23 protein-coding genes and 1 tRNA gene are annotated in these 20,100 nt (G+C 38.0%); 3 read left to right on the top strand and 21 right to left on the bottom strand.

Annotated elements, in window-relative coordinates; genetic code table 11:
* Positions 1–92: 92 nt before the first annotated feature.
* The 4 genes from glnA to O3670_RS06635 form a co-directional block, all read right to left on the bottom strand.
* The gene (glnA, locus tag O3670_RS06620; RefSeq protein WP_037602734.1) at positions 93–1,436 is read right to left on the bottom strand and encodes a type I glutamate--ammonia ligase; all 1,344 of its coding nucleotides are present in this window, start codon (positions 1,434–1,436) and stop codon (positions 93–95) included.
* Between the two features lie 48 nt (positions 1,437–1,484).
* Positions 1,485–1,859 carry a MerR family transcriptional regulator gene (locus tag O3670_RS06625; RefSeq protein WP_008535631.1) on the bottom strand — a complete coding sequence of 125 codons (375 nt, stop codon included), beginning with the start codon at positions 1,857–1,859 and terminating at the stop codon, positions 1,485–1,487.
* A gap of 173 nt (positions 1,860–2,032) precedes the next feature.
* A complete protein-coding gene (locus O3670_RS06630) occupies positions 2,033–2,536 on the bottom strand; it encodes an FUSC family protein (RefSeq protein ID WP_037602725.1) in 504 nt (167 codons plus the stop codon).
* A 188-nt stretch (positions 2,537–2,724) separates the two neighbouring features.
* Entirely contained in the window at positions 2,725–3,924 is a 1,200-nt protein-coding gene (locus O3670_RS06635; protein ID WP_371595913.1) for a phosphoglycerate kinase, read from the bottom strand.
* 140 nt (positions 3,925–4,064) lie between these two features.
* Between O3670_RS06635 and O3670_RS06640 the strand changes: the two genes are divergently transcribed.
* Positions 4,065–4,769: a hypothetical protein gene (locus O3670_RS06640; RefSeq protein ID WP_037602717.1), complete on the top strand. Its 705-nt coding sequence runs from the start codon at positions 4,065–4,067 to the stop codon at positions 4,767–4,769.
* A gap of 111 nt (positions 4,770–4,880) precedes the next feature.
* Here O3670_RS06640 and gap read toward each other — a convergent pair whose 3' ends face one another.
* The 10 genes from gap to rsgA form a co-directional block, all read right to left on the bottom strand.
* A complete protein-coding gene (gene gap, locus O3670_RS06645) occupies positions 4,881–5,891 on the bottom strand; it encodes a type I glyceraldehyde-3-phosphate dehydrogenase (RefSeq protein WP_002884461.1) in 1,011 nt (336 codons plus the stop codon).
* A gap of 187 nt (positions 5,892–6,078) precedes the next feature.
* Entirely contained in the window at positions 6,079–8,160 is a 2,082-nt protein-coding gene (gene fusA, locus O3670_RS06650; RefSeq protein WP_002891917.1) for an elongation factor G, read from the bottom strand.
* A 211-nt stretch (positions 8,161–8,371) separates the two neighbouring features.
* Positions 8,372–8,842 (bottom strand): 30S ribosomal protein S7, encoded by a 471-nt coding sequence (rpsG, locus tag O3670_RS06655; RefSeq protein ID WP_002884746.1) that lies wholly within the window; start codon positions 8,840–8,842, stop codon positions 8,372–8,374.
* An 18-nt stretch (positions 8,843–8,860) separates the two neighbouring features.
* Positions 8,861–9,274 carry a 30S ribosomal protein S12 gene (rpsL, locus tag O3670_RS06660; protein ID WP_002884809.1) on the bottom strand — a complete coding sequence of 138 codons (414 nt, stop codon included), beginning with the start codon at positions 9,272–9,274 and terminating at the stop codon, positions 8,861–8,863.
* A gap of 228 nt (positions 9,275–9,502) precedes the next feature.
* Positions 9,503–10,318, bottom strand: a complete 816-nt coding sequence (gene purR, locus O3670_RS06665; RefSeq protein WP_002891918.1) for a pur operon repressor — start codon at positions 10,316–10,318, stop codon at positions 9,503–9,505.
* A gap of 93 nt (positions 10,319–10,411) precedes the next feature.
* Positions 10,412–11,353, bottom strand: coding sequence for a 3'-5' exoribonuclease YhaM family protein (locus O3670_RS06670; protein WP_002884679.1), 942 nt, complete (start codon positions 11,351–11,353; stop codon positions 10,412–10,414).
* On the bottom strand, positions 11,343–12,617 hold the full coding sequence (locus O3670_RS06675) for a DNA recombination protein RmuC (RefSeq protein ID WP_021143595.1): 1,275 nt from the start codon (positions 12,615–12,617) through the stop codon (positions 11,343–11,345). Before O3670_RS06675 ends, O3670_RS06670 begins: the two co-directional genes overlap by 11 nt.
* Before the next feature lies 1 nt (position 12,618).
* Complete coding sequence (locus O3670_RS06680) at positions 12,619–13,251, bottom strand: thiamine diphosphokinase (protein WP_371595915.1); 633 nt, start codon at positions 13,249–13,251, stop codon at positions 12,619–12,621.
* On the bottom strand, positions 13,244–13,903 hold the full coding sequence (gene rpe, locus O3670_RS06685) for a ribulose-phosphate 3-epimerase (protein ID WP_021147468.1): 660 nt from the start codon (positions 13,901–13,903) through the stop codon (positions 13,244–13,246). Before rpe ends, O3670_RS06680 begins: the two co-directional genes overlap by 8 nt.
* Positions 13,904–13,910: 7 nt before the next feature.
* On the bottom strand, positions 13,911–14,783 hold the full coding sequence (rsgA, locus tag O3670_RS06690) for a ribosome small subunit-dependent GTPase A (RefSeq protein WP_371595916.1): 873 nt from the start codon (positions 14,781–14,783) through the stop codon (positions 13,911–13,913).
* Between the two features lie 136 nt (positions 14,784–14,919).
* Between rsgA and O3670_RS06695 the strand changes: the two genes are divergently transcribed.
* Positions 14,920–15,002: transfer RNA gene (locus O3670_RS06695), tRNA-Leu, on the top strand.
* Between the two features lie 39 nt (positions 15,003–15,041).
* Here O3670_RS06695 and rsmA read toward each other — a convergent pair.
* From rsmA to trxA, 5 genes are all read right to left on the bottom strand, one after another.
* Positions 15,042–15,914, bottom strand: coding sequence for a 16S rRNA (adenine(1518)-N(6)/adenine(1519)-N(6))-dimethyltransferase RsmA (rsmA, locus tag O3670_RS06700; RefSeq protein WP_371595917.1), 873 nt, complete (start codon positions 15,912–15,914; stop codon positions 15,042–15,044).
* A gap of 126 nt (positions 15,915–16,040) precedes the next feature.
* Positions 16,041–16,601: a ribonuclease M5 gene (gene rnmV / locus O3670_RS06705; RefSeq protein WP_037599066.1), complete on the bottom strand. Its 561-nt coding sequence runs from the start codon at positions 16,599–16,601 to the stop codon at positions 16,041–16,043.
* The gene (locus O3670_RS06710) at positions 16,594–17,370 is read right to left on the bottom strand and encodes a TatD family hydrolase (protein ID WP_037599169.1); all 777 of its coding nucleotides are present in this window, start codon (positions 17,368–17,370) and stop codon (positions 16,594–16,596) included. The genes rnmV and O3670_RS06710 overlap by 8 nt, the downstream gene beginning before the upstream one ends.
* A gap of 53 nt (positions 17,371–17,423) precedes the next feature.
* Positions 17,424–17,855, bottom strand: a complete 432-nt coding sequence (locus O3670_RS06715; RefSeq protein ID WP_371595918.1) for a CoA-binding protein — start codon at positions 17,853–17,855, stop codon at positions 17,424–17,426.
* Between the two features lie 65 nt (positions 17,856–17,920).
* Positions 17,921–18,235 carry a thioredoxin gene (gene trxA, locus O3670_RS06720; protein WP_371595919.1) on the bottom strand — a complete coding sequence of 105 codons (315 nt, stop codon included), beginning with the start codon at positions 18,233–18,235 and terminating at the stop codon, positions 17,921–17,923.
* Between the two features lie 194 nt (positions 18,236–18,429).
* Between trxA and O3670_RS06725 the strand changes: the two genes are divergently transcribed.
* Entirely contained in the window at positions 18,430–19,212 is a 783-nt protein-coding gene (locus O3670_RS06725) for a protein-ADP-ribose hydrolase (protein WP_073685467.1), read from the top strand.
* 31 nt (positions 19,213–19,243) lie between these two features.
* Here O3670_RS06725 and O3670_RS06730 read toward each other — a convergent pair whose 3' ends face one another.
* Both O3670_RS06730 and O3670_RS06735 read right to left on the bottom strand, forming a co-directional pair.
* Positions 19,244–19,657: an acyl-CoA thioesterase gene (locus tag O3670_RS06730; protein ID WP_073685468.1), complete on the bottom strand. Its 414-nt coding sequence runs from the start codon at positions 19,655–19,657 to the stop codon at positions 19,244–19,246.
* Positions 19,658–19,674: 17 nt separating this feature from the next.
* Positions 19,675–20,010 carry a DUF6568 family protein gene (locus O3670_RS06735; protein WP_060971720.1) on the bottom strand — a complete coding sequence of 112 codons (336 nt, stop codon included), beginning with the start codon at positions 20,008–20,010 and terminating at the stop codon, positions 19,675–19,677.
* Between the last annotated feature and the right edge of the window lie 90 nt (positions 20,011–20,100).

A 20,100-nucleotide genomic window follows, 5' to 3' on the forward strand; every position in this document is an offset into this window, starting at 1 on the left:
AGCTCAGTTAAAACTACGTAATTTGTCCAAGAACTTAATAAATTTAGAAGAAAAAGAAAACCAGGCATAACCTGATTTTCAAATTTAATTCCTTAATAAATGTCCAAGTAGTTATCAATTTCCCATTGTGAAACAAAGGTAGCATAGCTTGCCCATTCCATACGTTTCGCATCAAGGAAGTTTGTATAGATATGATTACCCAAAGCTTGACGAACCACTTCATCTGTTTCCAATGCTTTAAGAGCGTTACGAAGTGTTGATGGCAAATCAATAATACCTGCTTCTTTACGTTCTTCAGGAGACATTGAGTAAATGTTTGTTTCAACTGGATCTGGAGCATCAACCTTGTTAATAATACCATCAAGACCAGCTTCCAAAAGAACAGCAAGTGCCAAGTATGGGTTTGCCATTGGGTCTACTGAACGCAATTCCAAACGTGTACCCATACCACGAGACGCAGGAACGCGGATTAATGGTGAACGGTTGCTACCTGCCCATGCAATATATACAGGAGCTTCATATCCAGGAACCAAACGTTTGTAAGAGTTAACTGTTGGGTTAATAATTGCAGTATAGTTGTATGCATGTTTCATCAAACCACCAAGGAAGTAGTAAGCGTCTTGAGACAATTGCATACCACGTGGATCCTCTGGATCAAAGAATGCATTTCCTTCTTCAGTGAAGAGAGACATGTTACAGTGCATACCGCTACCAGCAATACCATATTTAGGTTTCGCCATAAATGTCGCATAAAGACCATGTTTACGAGCGATTGTCTTAACAACCAATTTGAAAATTTGGATATTATCACAAGCCTTCAAAACATCTGTATACTTGAAGTCGATTTCATGTTGACCAACCGCCACTTCATGGTGAGATGCCTCAACATCAAATCCCATTTCTGTCAACACATTAACGATTTCACGACGTGTGTTGTCTGCAAGGTCAGTTGGTGCAAGGTCAAAATAACCACCTTTATCGTTAACTTCAAGCGTAGGATTACCTTGCTCATCTAATTTGAAAAGGAAAAATTCTGGTTCTGGTCCAAGGTTAAATGATTTATAACCAACTTCTTCCATATGACGCAAAGCTTTTTTCAAGTTACCACGAGGGTCACCAGCAAATGGTTCACCCGCAGAAGTATAGATATCACAAATAAGACCAGCTACTGCACCATTTTCATCGCCCCAAGGGAAAACTGTCCACGTATCAAGATCTGGATAAAGATACATATCAGATTCGTTGATACGAACAAATCCCTCGATTGATGAACCATCAAACATAGCTTTATTTGAAAGTACCTTATCCAACTGTTCATCTGTCGCAGGAATTTCAACGTTCTTCATAACACCAAGGATATCAGAGAACATTAAACGCAAGAAAGTAACATTCTTCTCTTTGACTTCGCGACGAATATCAGCTGCTGTGATTGCCATAATAGGGGTCTCCTTTATAAAAACCAAAAATAAAAGTTCAAAGCGTAATTAGATACGCAAGTTACCAAATTGTTGTGACGGGGTCGTAAAACGGCCTTGCTGAAGGAGTTCATCATGCAAGATACGTCGAACGTCCGCATCTGTTAAAGCCACTTGTTTTTGTTGGGCACGAACTTCACGCTCTTCGTACTCATGTTTAATCGCTGCAATATTGTAACCATCATCCAAAAAATCTTTGATTTCCAATAAACGATCCATATCATTTAATGAGTACATCCGACGATTTCCAGCTGTACGTTCAGGTTGAATTAAACCTTGATCTTCATAGTAACGAATTTGACGAGCGGTTAAATCCGTCAACTTCATAACTGTTCCAATCGGAAAAACAGCTAGAGAACGCCTTAATTCTTTCTCTCTTGCCATGATTATCCTCCTTTCCTAACAATTATATTCTGAATATTTCTACATGTCAACAGTTTATGTTACTTTTTCTTACACAACAAGCAATTCCCGAACATTACATTGTGTATTCGCTCTAATTTAAGGATTTTATCGAAAAATCATAAAAAATAGAGTCCAATAGAACCCTATCATTCTTATTTTAAATGTTTAAGTAGCCAATCATAATCATAATTGACAAGGATTGCTATAAAGACTCCACAGAAAGTTTCAAAGACTCTAGCAATAACATAAGTAAAGGTATTATCAGGCGGAATAGACAAGGTAATAATCAAAAGTGCAGCCACCCCTCCAATAACACCAGAAGCATTATTAAAAGACACATTAATGACAATCGTTAACATTGTCAAAATTGGAACCAATAGCAAGGTCACCCAAACTGAATGATGAAACCACATATTCACAAAGTAAAATAATAGCGACAAAAGACCTCCAACCGTATTCGCAAAAATACGTGATTTACCAAACTGAATACTTCTATCAAAGTTTTCTCGAAGACTAAAGACTGCTGTCAAACAACCAATCTGAAGCCCTTCCCAACCTAAAGCAGAAAAAAGACCTAAAACAAGAAAGACAGCAAGTCCCGTCTTAAGTGTACGCATACCAAATTTAAATTTTTTCGGTTCAAATTTCAATCCCATTTTACCATTTTAACATGATTATGAACCATTTGGCTACTTATACAGTATGTTACTGCAAAGTTCTAACTAATAATCGCCAATTTTTAGAGAGAAACTTACTTTCCAATAATAGTTTTAGCCTCTATCAAACACTCAATGAGATGACACAAAAAAGAGTTGGTTTCCCAACTCTTATCATTCTAATAGACTTATTTATCAGTAAGTGCAGCCAATCCTGGAAGTTCTTTACCTTCAAGAAGTTCCATAGAAGCACCACCACCAGTAGAGATCCATGAGAATTTATCTGCACGACCAAGGTTGATAGCTGCGGCAGCTGAGTCACCACCACCGATGATTGATTTAACGCCTGGTTGTTTCACGATAGCGTCCATTACACCGATTGTACCAGCTTGGAAGTCAGGGTTTTCAAATACACCCATTGGTCCATTCCATACAACTGTTTTAGCACCAGTCAAAGCTTCGTCAAATTTAGCGATAGATTTAGGACCGATATCCAAACCAAGGAATCCTGGGTCTACTGCTTCACCTTCAGTGTCTTTCACTTCAGTGTAGTCAGCAAATGCGTTTGCTTCTTTTGAGTCAACTGGCAAGATCAATTTACCGTTTGCTTTTTCAAGAAGAGCTTTAGCGACATCCAATTTGTCTTCTTCTACAAGTGAGTTACCGATTTCGATACCTTGTGCTTTGTAGAATGTGTAAGTCATCCCACCACCGATAAGGACTTTATCAGCTTTTTCAAGCAAGTTTTCGATAACACCGATCTTGTCAGATACTTTTGATCCACCAAGGATCGCCACGAATGGACGTTCTGGAGCTTCAACTGCTTCTTGGATGTAGGCAATTTCGTTTTCAAGAAGGAATCCAGCAACAGCTTTTTCAACGTTTGCTGAGATACCAACGTTAGATGCGTGTGCACGGTGAGCTGTACCGAATGCATCGTTTACAAAGATACCATCTCCAAGTGATGCCCAGTATTTACCAAGTTCAGGATCATTTTTAGATTCTTTCTTGCCGTCAACATCTTCAAAACGAGTGTTTTCAACCAAGAGAACTTGTCCATCTTCAAGAGCGTTAATCGCTGCTTCCAATTCAGCACCACGAGTAACACCTGGAAGGAATGTAACTTCTTGACCCAATTTAGCAGCCAAGTCAGCAGCTACAGGAGCAAGTGATTTACCTTCTTTGTCTGCTTCTTCTTTAACACGTCCAAGGTGAGAGAAGAGGATTGCACGTCCACCTTGTTCAAGGATGTACTTGATAGTTGGAAGAGCTGCAGTGATACGGTTATCGTTAGTGATCACGCCATCTTTTACAGGTACGTTGAAGTCAACACGAACGAGAACTTTTTTCCCTTTCAAGTCAACGTCTTTAACAGTCAATTTTGCCATTAGATATGACTCCTTCTTTTTTTTTACGTGTTAATTATATCACAAAATCAATAAAAGAGATAGCAAAATCAGAAGGATTTCTAGCTTATTGCTAGTATAATACATTTATCATATAATCAAAATAGAAAGGTAAAAAAGCTATGAAAAAACAACTAAACAATAGGCAGCAACAAGCTGACTATGATCTAAATGTAATCCTCATTCTTACCCTTGTTCCTCTTCTACTCTTTCTTACTTTTAAACCAACTCTTTTTTCCTACACTAACCAAACCTTAGTACCACTATGGCTTCGATTAATCTTATTAGCCAGTTGTCAATTTGCCATTGCAGGCTTGGGAACCAGCACTGTTATGCTTTATCGTAAAGAATCTTTCAGATACTTTAGATTAATCACAAAAAAACTAGTTCCTACCCTTTTTCAATCTCTTCTTATAGCCTTACCACTTATCATATTGAAAGTAGTTACTCACCAGATTCATTCCTATCTACCTCTTCAATCAATACAATTAACAAAAGAAGTAATGATACAATCATTTCCTAGTAATATCCTAGCATACCTATTCATCTGTCTTATTTGGGGATTCTGGGAAGGATTTAACTATGTAGTCATCGCTGAAAAGATACGCATACGTTTTCCATCTCCTTACTCTTGGTTAGATAGTGGAGCAATAACTTGTGCGATTTTTTGCCTTCTTATCCATGGAATCATTGGTTTTGATATCTATACCTTATTTGAAGCACTTACCGTTTTTATACTAATTTATGGTATGCTAGCCATTCAAAAACACAATAAAAACTCCTGGGGTTGTGTCATGCTCTTTCTACTTATTTGGAATTCCTTCTAGCTTATTCATAAATCACAATACCACTAAGATTATGACAGCCAATTTATACGGCTGTTTTATTATTTTGAGAAATAAAAAAAGAGCCGAAGCTCTTCTTTTTATACAATTGAATTATTTAGCGATTTTCGCGAAGTATTCAAGAGTACGTACAAGTTGTGAAGTGTATGACATTTCGTTGTCGTACCAAGAAACAACTTTAACCAATTGTTTACCATCAACAGTTTGTACTTTAGTTTGAGTTGCATCAAACAATGAACCGTAAGAAATACCTACGATATCTGAAGATACGATTGGATCTTCAGTGTAACCGAATGATTCGTTTGAAGCTGCTTTCATAGCTGCGTTCACTTCATCAACAGTAACGTCTTTTTCAAGAACTGCCACCAATTCAGTAACTGATCCAGTTGGAACTGGAACACGTTGTGCAGCACCGTCAAGTTTACCGTTCAATTCTGGGATAACCAAACCGATAGCTTTAGCAGCACCAGTTGAGTTAGGAACGATGTTTGCAGCACCAGCACGTGCACGACGAAGGTCACCACCACGGTGTGGTCCGTCAAGGATCATTTGGTCACCAGTGTAAGCGTGGATAGTAGTCATCAAACCTTGTTTAACACCGAAGTTATCTTGCAATGCTTTAGCCATTGGAGCCAAGCAGTTTGTAGTACATGAAGCACCTGAGATAACTGTTTCAGTACCGTCAAGGATGTCGTGGTTAGTGTTAAATACGATTGTTTTAACATCGTTTCCACCAGGAGCAGTGATAACAACTTTCTTAGCTCCACCTTCGTGCAAGTGTTTTTCAGCAGCATCTTTCTTAGCAAAGAAACCAGTTGCTTCAAGAACGATTTCTACACCGTCGTTAGCCCAGTCAATTTGTTCTGGGTCACGTTCAGCAGAAACTTTAACGAATTTACCGTTAACTTCAAATCCACCATCTTTAACTTCAACAGTACCGTCGAAACGACCTTGAGTTGTGTCGTATTTCAACAAGTGTGCAAGCATAACTGGATCTGTAAGGTCGTTGATGCGTGTAACTTCAACACCTTCTACGTTTTGGATACGACGGAAAGCAAGACGACCGATACGACCGAAACCGTTAATACCAACTTTAACTACCATTAGTGATTTCCTCCTTATGAAAATCAAATAAATATAATTTTGAGAGCAAGCTCTCCCTATTGTGAAAAGATTAACTTGAGCGCTTTCAACTCAACCTTTCAACAGTCATATTATATAATTTTTTTCAAAAAATTGCAAACAGAAAAGGCACTTACTTTCATAAGTACCTTAACTTTATAAGTTCTAATTAAGCTTCACCAGAATTTTTCTTGATGATTTCTTCTTGAACTGATTTAGGAACATCTTCATAGTGGTCAAATACCATCATGAATGTACCACGTCCTTGTGTTGCAGAACGAAGTGTTGTTGCATAACCGAACATTTCAGCAAGTGGAACATATGCACGAACAATTTGGCTGTTACCATGTGCTTCCATACCATCAACACGTCCACGACGAGCTGTAACGTGACCCATAACATCACCAAGGTTTTCTTCAGGAACAGTGATTGTTACAAGCATCATTGGTTCAAGGATAGTTGGTTGTGCAGTCTTAGCAGCTTCTTTAAGTGCAAGAGACGCAGCGATCTTGAAGGCAGTTTCAGATGAATCGACATCGTGGTATGAACCATCGTAAAGTTTAGCTTTGATGTCAACCATTGGGTATCCAGCAAGGACACCGTTAGCCATAGATTCTTCCAATCCTTTTTCTACTGCAGGGATGAATTCACGTGGAACCACACCACCGACGATAGCATTTTCGAATTCGAAACCTTTACCTTCTTCATTTGGAGTAAATTCAATCCAAACATCACCAAACTGACCTTTACCACCAGATTGACGTTTGAAGAATCCACGTGCTTGTGTAGCTGCACGGAATGTTTCACGGTATGATACTTGTGGAGCACCTACGTTTGCTTCAACTTTGTGTTCACGTTTCAAACGGTCAACAAGGACATCAAGGTGAAGTTCACCCATACCAGAGATAACTGTTTCACCAGTTTCAGGGTTAGTTTCAACACGGAATGTTGGATCTTCTTCAGCAAGTTTTTGAAGACCGATACCCATCTTATCTTGGTCAGCTTTAGTCTTAGGCTCAACCATCAATTGGATAACTGGTTCTGGAACTTCGATTGACTCAAGAATAACTTTAGCTTTTTCATCAGTCAATGAGTCACCAGTTGTAGTATCTTTCAAACCGATAGCAGCAGCGATATCACCGGCGTATACTTGTTCAATTTCTTGACGGCTGTTAGCGTGCATTTGAAGGATACGTCCGATACGTTCACGTTTACCTTTAGATGTGTTCATTACGTATGAACCTGATTGAAGGATACCTGAGTAAACACGGATAAATGTCAAACGACCTACAAATGGGTCAGTCATGATCTTGAAGGCAAGAGCTGCAAATGGCTCATCATCAGATGCTGGACGAGTTTCTTCTTCGTCTGTATCTGGGTTGATACCTTTGATTGCAGGGATATCAAGTGGGCTTGGAAGGTAATCGATAACCGCATCAAGCATCAATTGAACACCTTTGTTCTTGAAGGCAGAACCACAAAGAACTGGGAAGAATTCAACATTGATTGTTGCACGACGGATAGCTGCTTTCAATTCCTCGTTAGTGATTTCTTCACCTTCAAGGTATTTCATCATCAAATCTTCGTCAGTTTCAGCAACTGCTTCGATCAATTTTTCACGGTATTCGTTTGCTTGATCAACGTAATCTGCTGGAATATCTTCTTCAAGAATATCTGTACCAAGGTCATTAGTATAGATTTCAGCTTTCATTTTAATCAAGTCAATGATACCACGGAAATCATCTTCAGCACCGATTGGCAATTGGATTGGGTGAGCGTTTGCTTGAAGACGATCGTGAAGTGTGCTTACTGAGTAAAGGAAGTCTGCACCGATTTTATCCATTTTGTTGGCAAATACGATACGTGGAACACCATACTCAGTTGCTTGACGCCAAACTGTTTCAGTTTGAGGTTCTACACCTGATTGTGAGTCAAGAACGGTTACGGCACCATCCAATACACGGAGTGAACGTTGTACTTCGATTGTGAAGTCCACGTGTCCTGGTGTATCGATGATGTTAACGCGGTGACCATCCCATTGTGCTGTTGTAGCGGCAGATGTGATGGTGATACCACGTTCTTGTTCTTGCTCCATCCAGTCCATTTGTGATGCACCTTCGTGAGTTTCACCGATTTTGTGGATTTTACCAGTGTAGTAAAGGATACGCTCTGTTGTAGTTGTTTTACCGGCATCGACGTGGGCCATGATACCGATATTACGAGTTTTTGCAAGTGAAAATTCGCGTGCCATTAGGTTTATTCTCCTATAAATATTTTAGTTTACTTATTTATTATAACATTATTGTCAAAAAACGGATAGGCAGGACCTACCCGTTTTTCACTAATATTTAACTGGTTTTCAAATGATAGGAATGATATTATTTGAATTCAAAGTCAGCCTATTACAAATCCATAATCTTATCTTATGAATATATGACTGTAATTCAGCTTGAAACTTATGATTACCAGCGGAAGTGTGCAAAGGCACGGTTTGCTTCAGCCATTTTGTGAGTATCTTCACGTTTCTTAACTGATGCACCAGTGTTGTTTGCAGCATCCATGATTTCTTTTGCAAGACGATCTTTCATAGTGTGTTCACCACGCGCACGTGATGCGTTAACCAACCAACGAAGACCAAGAGTTGTACGACGTTCTGGACGAACTTCAACTGGGACTTGGTAGTTTGAACCACCTACACGACGTGCACGTACTTCAAGTACAGGCATGATGTTGTCCATAGCTGTTTCAAATACTTCAAGAGCATCGTTTCCAGTTGCTTCTTTAATTTGCTCGAAAGCATCGTATACGATTGTTGCAGCAGTACCACGTTTACCGTCAAGCATTACACGGTTGATAAGACGTGTAACGATTTTTGAATTGTACAATGGATCTGCCAATACTTCGCGTTTAGGCGCTCTATTTTTACGACTCATTTTATCTTATCTCCCTTCTTATCCTTTAGGACGTTTAGCACCGTATTTAGAACGGCTTTGTTTACGATCAGCTACACCTGCAGTATCAAGTGCACCACGGACGATGTGGTAACGTACCCCTGGAAGGTCTTTTACACGTCCACCACGGATAAGAACAACGCTGTGTTCTTGGAGGTTGTGTCCGATACCTGGGATGTAAGCAGTAACTTCGATAAGGTTGCTCAAACGTACACGAGCGAATTTACGAAGGGCTGAGTTAGGTTTCTTAGGTGTCATTGTTCCAACACGTGTTGCAACACCACGTTTTTGTGGTGAAGATACGTTAGTTTGAACTTTTTTGTGGCTATTGTAACCAACGTTCAAAGCTGGTGATTTAGATTTAACAACTTTTGATTGACGTGGTTTACGAACCAATTGGTTAATTGTAGGCATCTACATTCTCCTGTGTTTTTTTATTTTTGGTTGATATGGCACTTGGTGACAGCCCATATCTGTGTGTACTTTTGCAACTTATGTCAGCACGTCTCTGTACACTTTTGAGAGACCAAAAGTAAAAAGTACCGTCTAGTATAATATCATTTTTCGATAGTTATTGTCAACAGTTTCTTGTTAAAAAGAAAAATTCCTAATCATCAAATTAGGAATAATATCGTAGATTAATTACTTGTCAAAAATATTACCGACTTCAACTTCTACCTTCTGTGCTTTTACATCAATGTCAGAAACAGTAAGTAATGATTTATATTCATGGATATCACGATCGCCCTTGGCATTTTCTGCGAATACAGCTACACCTACTAACTCACTATCAAATTCTGAAAGCAAGCTAATCATACCCGTAATGGTACCACCACCTTTAAGAAAATCGTCAACAATAAGGACGCGGCTATTGGGTTTCAAACTACGTTTTGAAAGGAACATCTTTTCAATACGGTCACTTGAACCACTAACGTAGTTTACCGATACAGTTGAACCTTCTGTAATTTTTAAGTCACGGCGAACAATAACAAACGGAATGTTCAAGACATCTGCTACTGCATTTGCTAAAGGAACTCCTTTAGTTGCTACAGTCATAACGGCATCAATTTTTTGTCCCTTAAAGGCACTAGCAATGATACGACCAACATTTTTCAAAATAGATGGTGTACTCAATAAATCAGATAAGTAGAGATAACCACCTGGTAAGATACGATCACTCTCTGAAAGACGTTTACAAAGATCTTCAACCAGACTTCTTGCATCTTCATCAGAAATGGTCGGTGTAAACATAACACCGCCAGATGCACCAGTTACTGTTTCGATTTCTCCTATTTGACTTTCCTCAAAAGCTTTTTTAATGATAGCAACATCTTCTGAGATTGAAGACTTAGCAGCTTCATATCGCTCTGCAAAAGTATTGAGACTTGTCAATTGATAGGGATTATTAATTAGGTAGTTTGAAATCACTACCATGCGTTCACTTCGTTTTAATTTCATATGTTACCTATATTTTCTGTACTTTTTAACTATTATACCATAATACAGCAAAAAACGAACATTTTCATATAAAATGCTCGCTTAATTTCGATTTTAATCAAATTTTGGCTTGTAGAAGGAACGATTATCCATAGCAAAGAGACGATTTGTCATTTCTCCTGGACCTACTAGGTTAAGGGCTGTCGTCATCATCATCATACTGGCATCAAGATTATCAATCATATGAATAATTTCTGCTTCCATAATACGAGGTCGCACTGGGCTACCATACTCTAGTTGTCCGTGGTGGCTGAGAATAACATGACGCAAAACAACGACATCCTCACGCGTATCATCAATATTGAGCTCCATGAGCACCTTAGTGATTTCTTCATCAATCAAAGCAATATGACCAATCAAGTTTCCACGAACCGTATACTCAGTATTTTCAGGACCAGTAAGTTCAATAACCTTAGCTAAATCATGAAGCATAATTCCGGCAAAGAGTAGACTCTTATTGAGCTCTGGATAAATATCTCCAATGCTGTCCGCTAAGCGAACCATAGTAGCTGTATGATAGGCTAGTCCACTTTCAAAGGCATGATGATTTGTTTTAGCAGCTGGAAAAGTGAAAAACTCTTTATTATACTTTCGATAAAGGGCACGAACAACACGCTGCCAAGTTGCTTCCTCAATCTTGAAAATCATTTGCTCTAGGTATTCGCGTACTTCGGAAGGATTTACTGGTGGTTTCTCTTTGAAATCAGCTGGATCATTTGGCTCACCAAATGTAGGCAAGCGTAAGGTAATTTGGTTTACCTGAGGAGTATTATTATAAACCTCTCGACGTCCCTCCATATGCACTACTTTACCTGCGGTAAATTCTTCGACATTATAAGGTTGAGCATCCCATAGGTTGCCTGAAATCTCTCCAGTATCATCCTGGAATGTAAAGGCAATGTAATCCTTTCCTGCTCTTGTCTTACGTACCTCTGCACGCTTAATCAGATAAAAACCTTCAAAATACTCGTCTTTTTTCATTTGATTAATCTTCATGCTTGTCCTCGTTTTCTAATCGTGGTAAATCCAACAAACTTTGTGTCGCACTGTCTTGATAGGTTTCAATTGTATCAAGAGCTCTAACAATTGCCCTACTCCTTGTGTTAAGAAGACTATCGACGGTTTTACTTGCTGTATTCAATTGTTTCTGAGCTTTAGCTAACATATCTCCAAACCTGCCAAACTCTAGTTTGACGTTGCCTAAAATCTTACTAATATCATCCGCATTCTTTTGAATATTCAAAGTTCTAAATCCTACAGACAATGAATTCAAGAGTGCTGATAAGGTTGACGGACCTGCGATAACAATATTCTCCTCGCGACGAAGGGCGTCAAAGAAGGCCGGTTGACGTACTACCTCAGCATAAAGTCCTTCCGTCGGTAAAAATAATATACCAAAATTTGTAGTTTCAGGTGGGTTAAGATACTTCTTGTTAATATCCTTTGCAAATCGCTTAATACTAGTCAGAAGTGACTTACGGTGATTCTCAATCTCCTCTTTATTACCAGACTCATAAGCATCTTCCAGACGATAGTAATCTTCCAAAGGAAACTTAGAATCAATGGGAAGGTAGATATATTCATCTTTATGGTTTCCTGGCATTTTGATTGCATATTCAACTCGTTCACTTGAACCTGATACCGTAGGAAATTCTCGCTCGTACTGATTAACAGTCAATATGTCTTCAATAATTTGCCCTAATTGAAGCTCTCCCAAAATACCTCGTGTTTTTGTATTTGAAAGGACCTTGTTAAGACTTCCAACATCCTTGGCTACATTTTTCATTTCCCCCAAGCCCTGGTTAACCGACTCTAATTGTCTTGAAACCGTCTCAAAAGAGGCTTGTAAACGTGTTTGTAAGGTTTGCTCAAGTTTCTCTTCAACTGTCTGACGCATTTGTTCCAAACGTTTCTCATTGGAATCCTGCATATCTTTAACAGCTTTGGTTAAGCTTTGGTTTATTTGCTCAAGACGTTGGTCAGAACGGTCTCGATTATCAGACAAATTTTGATGTAAAACCTCTCGGATATCTGTCAACTGTTGATATAGTTCCATCTGCAATTGATTCAATTGCTTTGTTGTTTCCAGTTGGTTTGTCTTAGCAAAACTTTCCAATTGAAACGAAACTTGATCTGAAAGATTATCTGCATTTTCTTCCAAACTCTTATTAATCTGTTCTTTTAACTCCATATTCTTCAAGAAAAGAACAATAAGAATCCCCAAGCTTAATAAAGTTAAAAGTGAAAGTAGATAGATCATACTAACTCCTATCTTTAGTCTGGATGACAATCACATATCCATTTGGCACAAGCACTTGAATAGGACCATCAACGAATTCATTGCTAGAATAGATTTTCTTTTGGAAATAATTCATACTAGTTAATTCGTATTTTGCTCCCAAAATCGTCAGTTCTCCATCACCTTCATGTAAAAAAGAAACATATGTCATTCTGGGTTCTGGTAAAACTTTATGACTTCCTTCTGGATAATAGGTAATCTTATTTTGCTTATCTCGCAAACAGATACGCCTCATAAAAGGAGCTAAGCCAGGATCGCTGACCAAAAATATATTTGATAACATATGATCAATTCTGCCACCAAAAGCACCGAAAATAGTTACTTCCGCCTCAGGATATAACTGAAATATAATTTTTAAGGCTAACTCTGTATCCGTATCATCCTTTTCAGCTGGAGCAATCATACAATCTTTGGCAGCTGATTGAATCATCTTTAACTCTGACCGAGATACTGAATCAAAGTCTCCGACAGCCAAATCAATAGGTAAACCTAACTCCAACAAACGTAAGCATGCGCGATCCACCCCAACAAAATAATCAAAATCGGTAGTGAACCACTCTAGCTCACCACCGACAAATAAAGCTATTTTAGGCATCGATAGCATCACGAAGCGTTTGAACTTGCGCTGTCAAATCAGGATTTTTGAAGAGGTAAGAGCCAGCTACAAAAACATTAGCCCCCGCCTTGGCACATGCTGCAATAGTGTTATTATCTACACCACCATCAACTTCAATATCGAATGAATAGCCACCTTTTTCACGAAGCTCCACAACACGCTCTACTTTAGACATCATTTCTGGAATGAACGCCTGACCACCAAAACCTGGATTTACAGTCATGATAAGTACTTGATCCACTAAATCAAGTACAGGAATAAGTGCCTCAACTGGGGTTCCAGGATTAATCACAACACCTGCTTTCATACCAGCAGCTTTGATTTTCTGGAGAGCACCATGGATATGCTTAGTGGCTTCAACATGAATGGTCATGATATCTGCACCAGCTTGTGCATAGGCATCCACATAACGCTCAGGATCAACAACCATAAGGTGACAATCAAAAACTAACTTGCTATATTTACGCATGCTAGCAACCACATCTGCTCCCCAACTGATATTAGGAACAAATTGACCATCCATAATATCAATGTGAACATATTCCGCACCTGATGCATCAATACGAGCTAGTTCTGAAGCAAAATTAGCGTAATCAGCAGCTAGGATAGAAGGAGCAATTTTATATGACATGAGATACCTACTTTCTTTTTACAGTTTTTTTATATGTTTCACGACGATTTTCAATTTCACTTAAAAATTGAAGGTAATTATCATAACGGACTTGCCAGATTTGGCCATCTTCAACCTCTTCCTTAACAGCGCAAGAAGGCTCATGGGTATGAGTACAAGAACGGAATTTACAGCCATGACTAGCTTGACGGATTTCCGGAAAAGCTTCACTCAAGTCCTCTGCATTATCCACTTCATAATCTAGCGATGAGAATCCTGGTGTATCAGCAATCTTCCCTCCATGAACATCATAAAGACTTACAGCCCTTGTAGTATGACGTCCACGGCCTAAACTGTCTGAAATCTCACCTGTTTCCAACTTCAACTCTGGGGCAATACGGTTCAACAAGGTTGATTTTCCAACACCTGTCTGTCCCATAAAGACTGTTATTTTATCAGTCAAGAGCGACAATAGTTCTTCCAAACTGAAGACAAAATCAAAACCAATTTTTTGATACTGTTTTTGAATGGCCTTCATTTCTGAATCATCTTCAACCAAATCCATCTTAGAAATATAAATTACAGGTTTTATATTTTTATGCTCTAGTAAAACCAAAAAACGGTCCAGAAGATTACTATTGAAATCCGGTTCCTTAGCAGACATAATGACCACAGCCTGATCTATATTGACAATGGGTGGACGCACTAAACTATTGATTCGTTGACCAATTTTAAGGATATAACCTTCTGAATTTTCCTCTGCTGAAAATTCGACAAAATCCCCAACGTAAGGTGTTTGTCCTTTTTTTCTAAAATTTCCTCGCGCACGCGTCTGGTATACAACACCATCATGCTCTACATAATAGAAACCTGCCAGTGCTTTGATAATTCTTCCTTGCAAGTGAACTCCTCAATCGTTTAATAGCCCTATTATATCACAAATTAAAAAGCTTTTCTGGAACAAAAAAACTGATCTTCCATTTCCCATGAGCCTCCTTGCATTTTCAATAGATTGCAGTATAATAGGCATATCATCTGCGGAGGTGGTGGAATGGCAGACACGCATGCTTCAGGCGCATGTGCTTTTTCAAGCGTGAGGGTTCAAATCCCTTTCTCCGCATAGCTAAAAATCCCACTGAAATTCAGTGAGATTTTTGAATTATAGACCTGCTTCACTCAAAGCATCTGATAAGTGTGCAAAATCAGAAATAGATAGAGCCTCTCCACGAATAGAAGGTTTTATATCAGCAATTTCCAAAGCCTGCTCAAGTTTGGTTTTCACTTCTTCAGATTTACCAAAATGATTTGTTAAATTATTCCACAATGTCTTACGACGATGGACAAAGCTAGCCTTAGCCACTCGGAAAAGGAAATCCTCATCTTTAACTTCAACCAACGGTTGTTCACGGCGCGTCATCTTCAAAATGGCTGAGTCAACATTCGGGGCTGGTACAAAGACTGTACGAGGGACAACAAATGCCACTTTAGCGGTCATATAATACTGCACAGCAATTGATAGAGAACCATAAGCCTTGCTATTAGGATCTGCAGAAATGCGGTCAGCAACCTCTTTTTGCATCATAACAACAAATTCTGCAAAAGGAATCTTACTCTCAATCAAATGCATCAGAATTGGCGTCGTAATATAATATGGCAAATTGGCGACTACCTTAATTGGTAGTTCTGGATTTTTAAACTCTTTGACACGTGTCTGTAAATCCGCCTTGAGAACATCTTCATTAATCACGTTAACATTTTCATGATCACGTAATGTATCCTCTAAAATCGGAACCAACCGATCATCAATTTCAAAAGCCATAACTTCCGCAGCATTTTCAGCTAAGAATTCTGTTAATGCTCCGATACCAGGTCCAATTTCGATTACATTGACACTTTTATCAATCTCTGCCGTATCAACAATTTTTTGTAAAATATTTGTATCTGTTAAGAAGTTCTGTCCAAAAGACTTCTTAAAGGTAAAGCCATGGCGTTCAAGGACAGCCTTGGTCACGCTATAATCTGCAATTCTCATTTATTCTCTTTTCTTATTATTTTCACGATTTTTATACTTGGACACAAAACAGGTCCAAACCCTTAATTATCCCAACCTCAATAATAAGCTACTTAGTAGCGATTTGATGTTAAGATCACTGGTAATCTAGTAATTTGACATAGCCTCTTCTAGCTCCTCTAATGTGATTCCAAACAATTCCAAACGCTTTAAAAGCTGCTTTCCATTGCAGTAACCAATACGAAGCACCTCGCCCAAATATTCTCGACGCTTTCGACTATCTGCTCCCATTAGTAGCCCTAACTTCATAAGATTTGATTTACTAATATCAAACTGATTATCATCATCGTAACTACCTAAAACTCCAGATAAGGCCTTTTGAAGATCCTCAAAACTCGCATGCTCAACACCCAATGAACGACCTTTAGTCTTAGATTTTGGTGTTGCTTCCCCACGGTTTAAAAAAGCATGCTTTGCTGTCGGAACAGCTTCCATAATGATTTTACGGATACGTTCACCATTATAGTCTGGGTCAGTAAAAACAATTACTCCGCGTAAGTCATTAAGCTTATCGATACGCTCTAAGTCATCCTCATTAATAGCGGATCCTCTAGTCTCATAGGTATCCACCTCATAAAAACGTCTCAAATTTGCCGTATCATCCTTACCTTCTACGACGATGACTTCTTGAATCTTTATTCTATTCATCCAGACCAAAAATCCTCATCGCATTGTCATAAGTAGCCCTAGCCACTTCTTCACTCGTTAAACCACGAAGCTCAGCAATCTTGTCTACTACGTAACGTGTATAGCCTGTACGATTCTCACGACCACGTTTGGGAACAGGTGCCAAATACGGTGCATCCGTTTCAACCAGAATCTTATCTAAAGGTAACTTCTGAGCAGCTTCTTGGACATCCAAAGCCTTCTTAAAAGTTACAACACCTGAAAATGAAATCATCATTCCAAGATCAACAAATTTTTGAGCCATTTCTAGGGATCCTGAGTATGAGTGCATAATCCCCCCACGAGGACCAACACCAACTTCTTTAATAACAGCGTAAGTATCCTCAAGTGCATCACGTGTATGGACAACAAAAGGTAAATTGTGTTCCTTTGACAAAGCTATTTGACGCTTAAAGACATCAATCTGAGTTTCTTTAGGATCTTCCATCCAATAATAATCCAAACCGATTTCCCCAAGTGCCACAACTTTCGGATTATCCAATTGTGATACAATCATATCCTCAATTTCCTGAGAATAGGACCCCGCTTCCGTAGGATGCCATCCAATCGTACTATATAATTGATCATATCTCTCTGATAGTGCTAAAGATTTATTTATTGTTGGTTTATCAAAACCAACAATATTCATTTTAACAACACCTAGTTCAGCTGCAAAATCTATTTCTTCTTGTTCTTTTCCTGCAAAATTATCCACATTAAGATGGGTATGCGTATCAAAAATTTCAATCATAGCTTTATTATAACAAAAACGAGCGAGCATAGCTCACTCACCTTTTCATTTTATTAAACAAAGAGTCGCATATATTCTCTCTTTGTACAATGATTCATTACAATATCCTGTCTATTCGCTTGACGAAGAATAGTCTCAGCCTCCTCATTCTCAAGACCAATTTGACTCCAAAAAACTGTTGCATCCGTTTCAAGAAAATCATAGGCAACATCTGGTAAAAACTCACTTCGTCTAAATACATCAACAATATCAATCGAAAATGGGATATCTTTAAGATGAGCATAAACATGCTCTCCTAGAAGCTCCTGACCTTCTAGTTTGGGATTTACTGGTATAATACGATAACCAGCAGCTTGTAGAAAATGAGCAACCTGATAAGATGCTGCCTCCTTGCGATGAGATAAACCAACAATTGCAATCGTCTTTGCAGATTTTAAATAAGATTCTATAACCTCATCACTAGGATTTTGAAATGAATAAGACATATGATTCTCCTCGTCGTTTGAATAAACTAAAAGTAAAAATCCCCAAACAGGACTGTGACGATTAGTTAGCTAAGCTCGGTAACGATAGCTTTAATTTGTTCTTTTGTATGTACACCTGCTACTTGCTTAACAACCTCACCATCTTTTTTGAAGAGTAAAGTTGGAATAGACATAATTCCAAACTTCTGAGCTGTTTCTGGGTTCTCATCAACATCAATTTTAACAATCTTAAGTTCATCTTCTGAAATTTCTTCAGAAAGTTGCTCAAGAATTGGTGCTTGCATCAAGCAAGGCCCACACCAAGTTGCCCAAAAATCAATCAAAACGAGGCCTTCAGCTGTTTCTTGTTCAAATGTAGCATCTGTTACTACTTGTGTCATTTAATCATCCTCCTAGACATTATAAAACTTTTGTAGACCTATTCTATATGATTCTAAAGGCTATTGCAAGAATTTGACACATACATAAAAAATTCTTATCAAATATTAGTCATTACCTATCATAGACATCACTTGCCCACAGGCAGTCTTGGGAGTATAATAATAAAAAACTATAAAAATAGAAATGAGTAAATATGGATAAAGATGCAATGATTACCTATCTCATAGGTGAACTCAAAAAAGAAAATCTAGAATTACATGATTTGATTATCCCAGAAGAACTCGAGGAAAAACAAAAACTTCTCAGAGCACTCTTTAATACACGTAAACCAATGGCAGCATCAACACAATTCTTAACAATCCAAGACCTTTACCTACAAGTTAGAAAAGGGGAAAGAGGATTTGTACAACTCAGTTCGCTCCAGCCCATTCCACAAGATGATCGAATCTCCCTCTGGAAAGGGGATATTACAAGACTCGAAGTAGATGCAATCGTAAATGCAGCGAATAAAACCTTACTTGGATGTATGAAACCACTTCATGATTGTATAGATAACGCTATTCATACATACGCAGGTGTTCAATTACGCCAAGCTTGTTTCGAGCTCATCTTAGAACAAGGATATGAAGAACCCGTTGGCATGGCTAAAATCACCCCAGCTTACAATCTTCCTTCTGCCTTTGTCATCCATACAGTAGGTCCAAAAATAGTAGACCAGCCGACACAAATTGATGAAGATCTTTTAGCAAAAAGTTATCTTTCAGTATTAGCACTAGCTGAGAAAAATAACATTGAATCAATTGCTATACCATGTCTATCAACTGGAGATTTCAATTTTCCAAAACAGGAAGCTGCCAAAATCGCCATTCAAACAGTCAAAACCTTTATTGACGAGTCAAGTATAATAAAAAAAGTAATATTTAACGTATTTGATGATGAAAATTTAGCAATTTATCAAAAACTCCTTGCCGAATAAAAGAAGAAAATCGATTTGATTTTCTTCTTTTTTATTTCATAACTGAATGCTCTTTTAAAAGATTAAAAAATGACGAATAATCTCTTTTAAGATTGACAAAACCACCGTCCTTAGACAAGAAACTATGTTCAGAAACAGCTGTACAAACAAGGATTCCGTTTTGATTTACCATATTGTATACAAAAGTAAGTTTAGCAGATTTAACTCTTTTAACATTAATCTCGATAGAAATTACATCTGCAAAAGTAGAAGTAGCTTTATAGTCACAGGAAATTGAAGTAACAGGAGAGATAATTCCCTCCTCTTCAATTTTTTCATAAGGCCAACCTATCTCTCTTAGAAAAAAAGTTCTCGCCTTTTCCATCCATCGAACATAATTAGAATGATGAGTAATACCCATTCGATCTGTTTCATAATACTGGACCTCGTGTTTACAAATAAACATAAGAACCTCCATAAAGACTAAGAAATAAAATCTAAAATATCATCCTCAGAAAGAGAAGAGTCACATACAACCTTAGCAGCACCGTTTTCTGAAACAAAGAGAGCAGGAACTGTAGCAATACCATATCTTTTACGTAAAGCTTGAATATCTTCTAATTCTTCACTATTTTCGCTATTAATATAGAAAATAGTAAGATTTGAATTACGTGCCACATTTGATAATTTAGGTTCAAAAAGTTGACAATATGGACAAGAAGGACGTCCAATAAATAAAATAAATTTTTCAGCTGTATCAATATTCTCCTTAGCCGAAGAAACAGAAATAGGTGTAAAAGCAGATGCAAAATTTGACATAGAATACCTCTCAATTTAAAATATAGTATTATCATATCTGAAATTTAAACTTTTAACAAGTAAATAACTTAACAAAAAAAGCTAGACCTA

The organism is Streptococcus sp. 27098_8_74 (genome assembly GCF_041431705.1).
In the GTDB taxonomy this organism is placed as follows: Bacteria; Bacillota; Bacilli; order Lactobacillales; family Streptococcaceae; genus Streptococcus; species Streptococcus salivarius_E.

What these genes read in the sequence shown, in the direction of transcription:
- glnA (WP_037602734.1), bottom strand. Translation starts at nt 1,436, where the DNA reads ATGGCAATCACAGCAGCTGATATTCGTCGCGAAGTCAAAGAGAAGAAT.
- O3670_RS06625 (WP_008535631.1), bottom strand. Translation starts at nt 1,859, where the DNA reads ATGGCAAGAGAGAAAGAATTAAGGCGTTCTCTAGCTGTTTTTCCGATT.
- O3670_RS06630 (WP_037602725.1), bottom strand. Translation starts at nt 2,536, where the DNA reads ATGGGATTGAAATTTGAACCGAAAAAATTTAAATTTGGTATGCGTACA.
- O3670_RS06635 (WP_371595913.1), bottom strand. Translation starts at nt 3,924, where the DNA reads ATGGCAAAATTGACTGTTAAAGACGTTGACTTGAAAGGGAAAAAAGTT.
- O3670_RS06640 (WP_037602717.1), top strand. Translation starts at nt 4,065, where the DNA reads ATGAAAAAACAACTAAACAATAGGCAGCAACAAGCTGACTATGATCTA.
- gap (WP_002884461.1), bottom strand. Translation starts at nt 5,891, where the DNA reads ATGGTAGTTAAAGTTGGTATTAACGGTTTCGGTCGTATCGGTCGTCTT.
- fusA (WP_002891917.1), bottom strand. Translation starts at nt 8,160, where the DNA reads ATGGCACGCGAATTTTCACTTGCAAAAACTCGTAATATCGGTATCATG.
- rpsG (WP_002884746.1), bottom strand. Translation starts at nt 8,842, where the DNA reads ATGAGTCGTAAAAATAGAGCGCCTAAACGCGAAGTATTGGCAGATCCA.
- rpsL (WP_002884809.1), bottom strand. Translation starts at nt 9,274, where the DNA reads ATGCCTACAATTAACCAATTGGTTCGTAAACCACGTCAATCAAAAGTT.
- purR (WP_002891918.1), bottom strand. Translation starts at nt 10,318, where the DNA reads ATGAAATTAAAACGAAGTGAACGCATGGTAGTGATTTCAAACTACCTA.
- O3670_RS06670 (WP_002884679.1), bottom strand. Translation starts at nt 11,353, where the DNA reads ATGAAGATTAATCAAATGAAAAAAGACGAGTATTTTGAAGGTTTTTAT.
- O3670_RS06675 (WP_021143595.1), bottom strand. Translation starts at nt 12,617, where the DNA reads ATGATCTATCTACTTTCACTTTTAACTTTATTAAGCTTGGGGATTCTT.
- O3670_RS06680 (WP_371595915.1), bottom strand. Translation starts at nt 13,251, where the DNA reads ATGCCTAAAATAGCTTTATTTGTCGGTGGTGAGCTAGAGTGGTTCACT.
- rpe (WP_021147468.1), bottom strand. Translation starts at nt 13,903, where the DNA reads ATGTCATATAAAATTGCTCCTTCTATCCTAGCTGCTGATTACGCTAAT.
- rsmA (WP_371595917.1), bottom strand. Translation starts at nt 15,914, where the DNA reads ATGAGAATTGCAGATTATAGCGTGACCAAGGCTGTCCTTGAACGCCAT.
- rnmV (WP_037599066.1), bottom strand. Translation starts at nt 16,601, where the DNA reads ATGAATAGAATAAAGATTCAAGAAGTCATCGTCGTAGAAGGTAAGGAT.
- O3670_RS06710 (WP_037599169.1), bottom strand. Translation starts at nt 17,370, where the DNA reads ATGATTGAAATTTTTGATACGCATACCCATCTTAATGTGGATAATTTT.
- O3670_RS06715 (WP_371595918.1), bottom strand. Translation starts at nt 17,855, where the DNA reads ATGTCTTATTCATTTCAAAATCCTAGTGATGAGGTTATAGAATCTTAT.
- trxA (WP_371595919.1), bottom strand. Translation starts at nt 18,235, where the DNA reads ATGACACAAGTAGTAACAGATGCTACATTTGAACAAGAAACAGCTGAA.
- O3670_RS06725 (WP_073685467.1), top strand. Translation starts at nt 18,430, where the DNA reads ATGGATAAAGATGCAATGATTACCTATCTCATAGGTGAACTCAAAAAA.
- O3670_RS06730 (WP_073685468.1), bottom strand. Translation starts at nt 19,657, where the DNA reads ATGTTTATTTGTAAACACGAGGTCCAGTATTATGAAACAGATCGAATG.
- O3670_RS06735 (WP_060971720.1), bottom strand. Translation starts at nt 20,010, where the DNA reads ATGTCAAATTTTGCATCTGCTTTTACACCTATTTCTGTTTCTTCGGCT.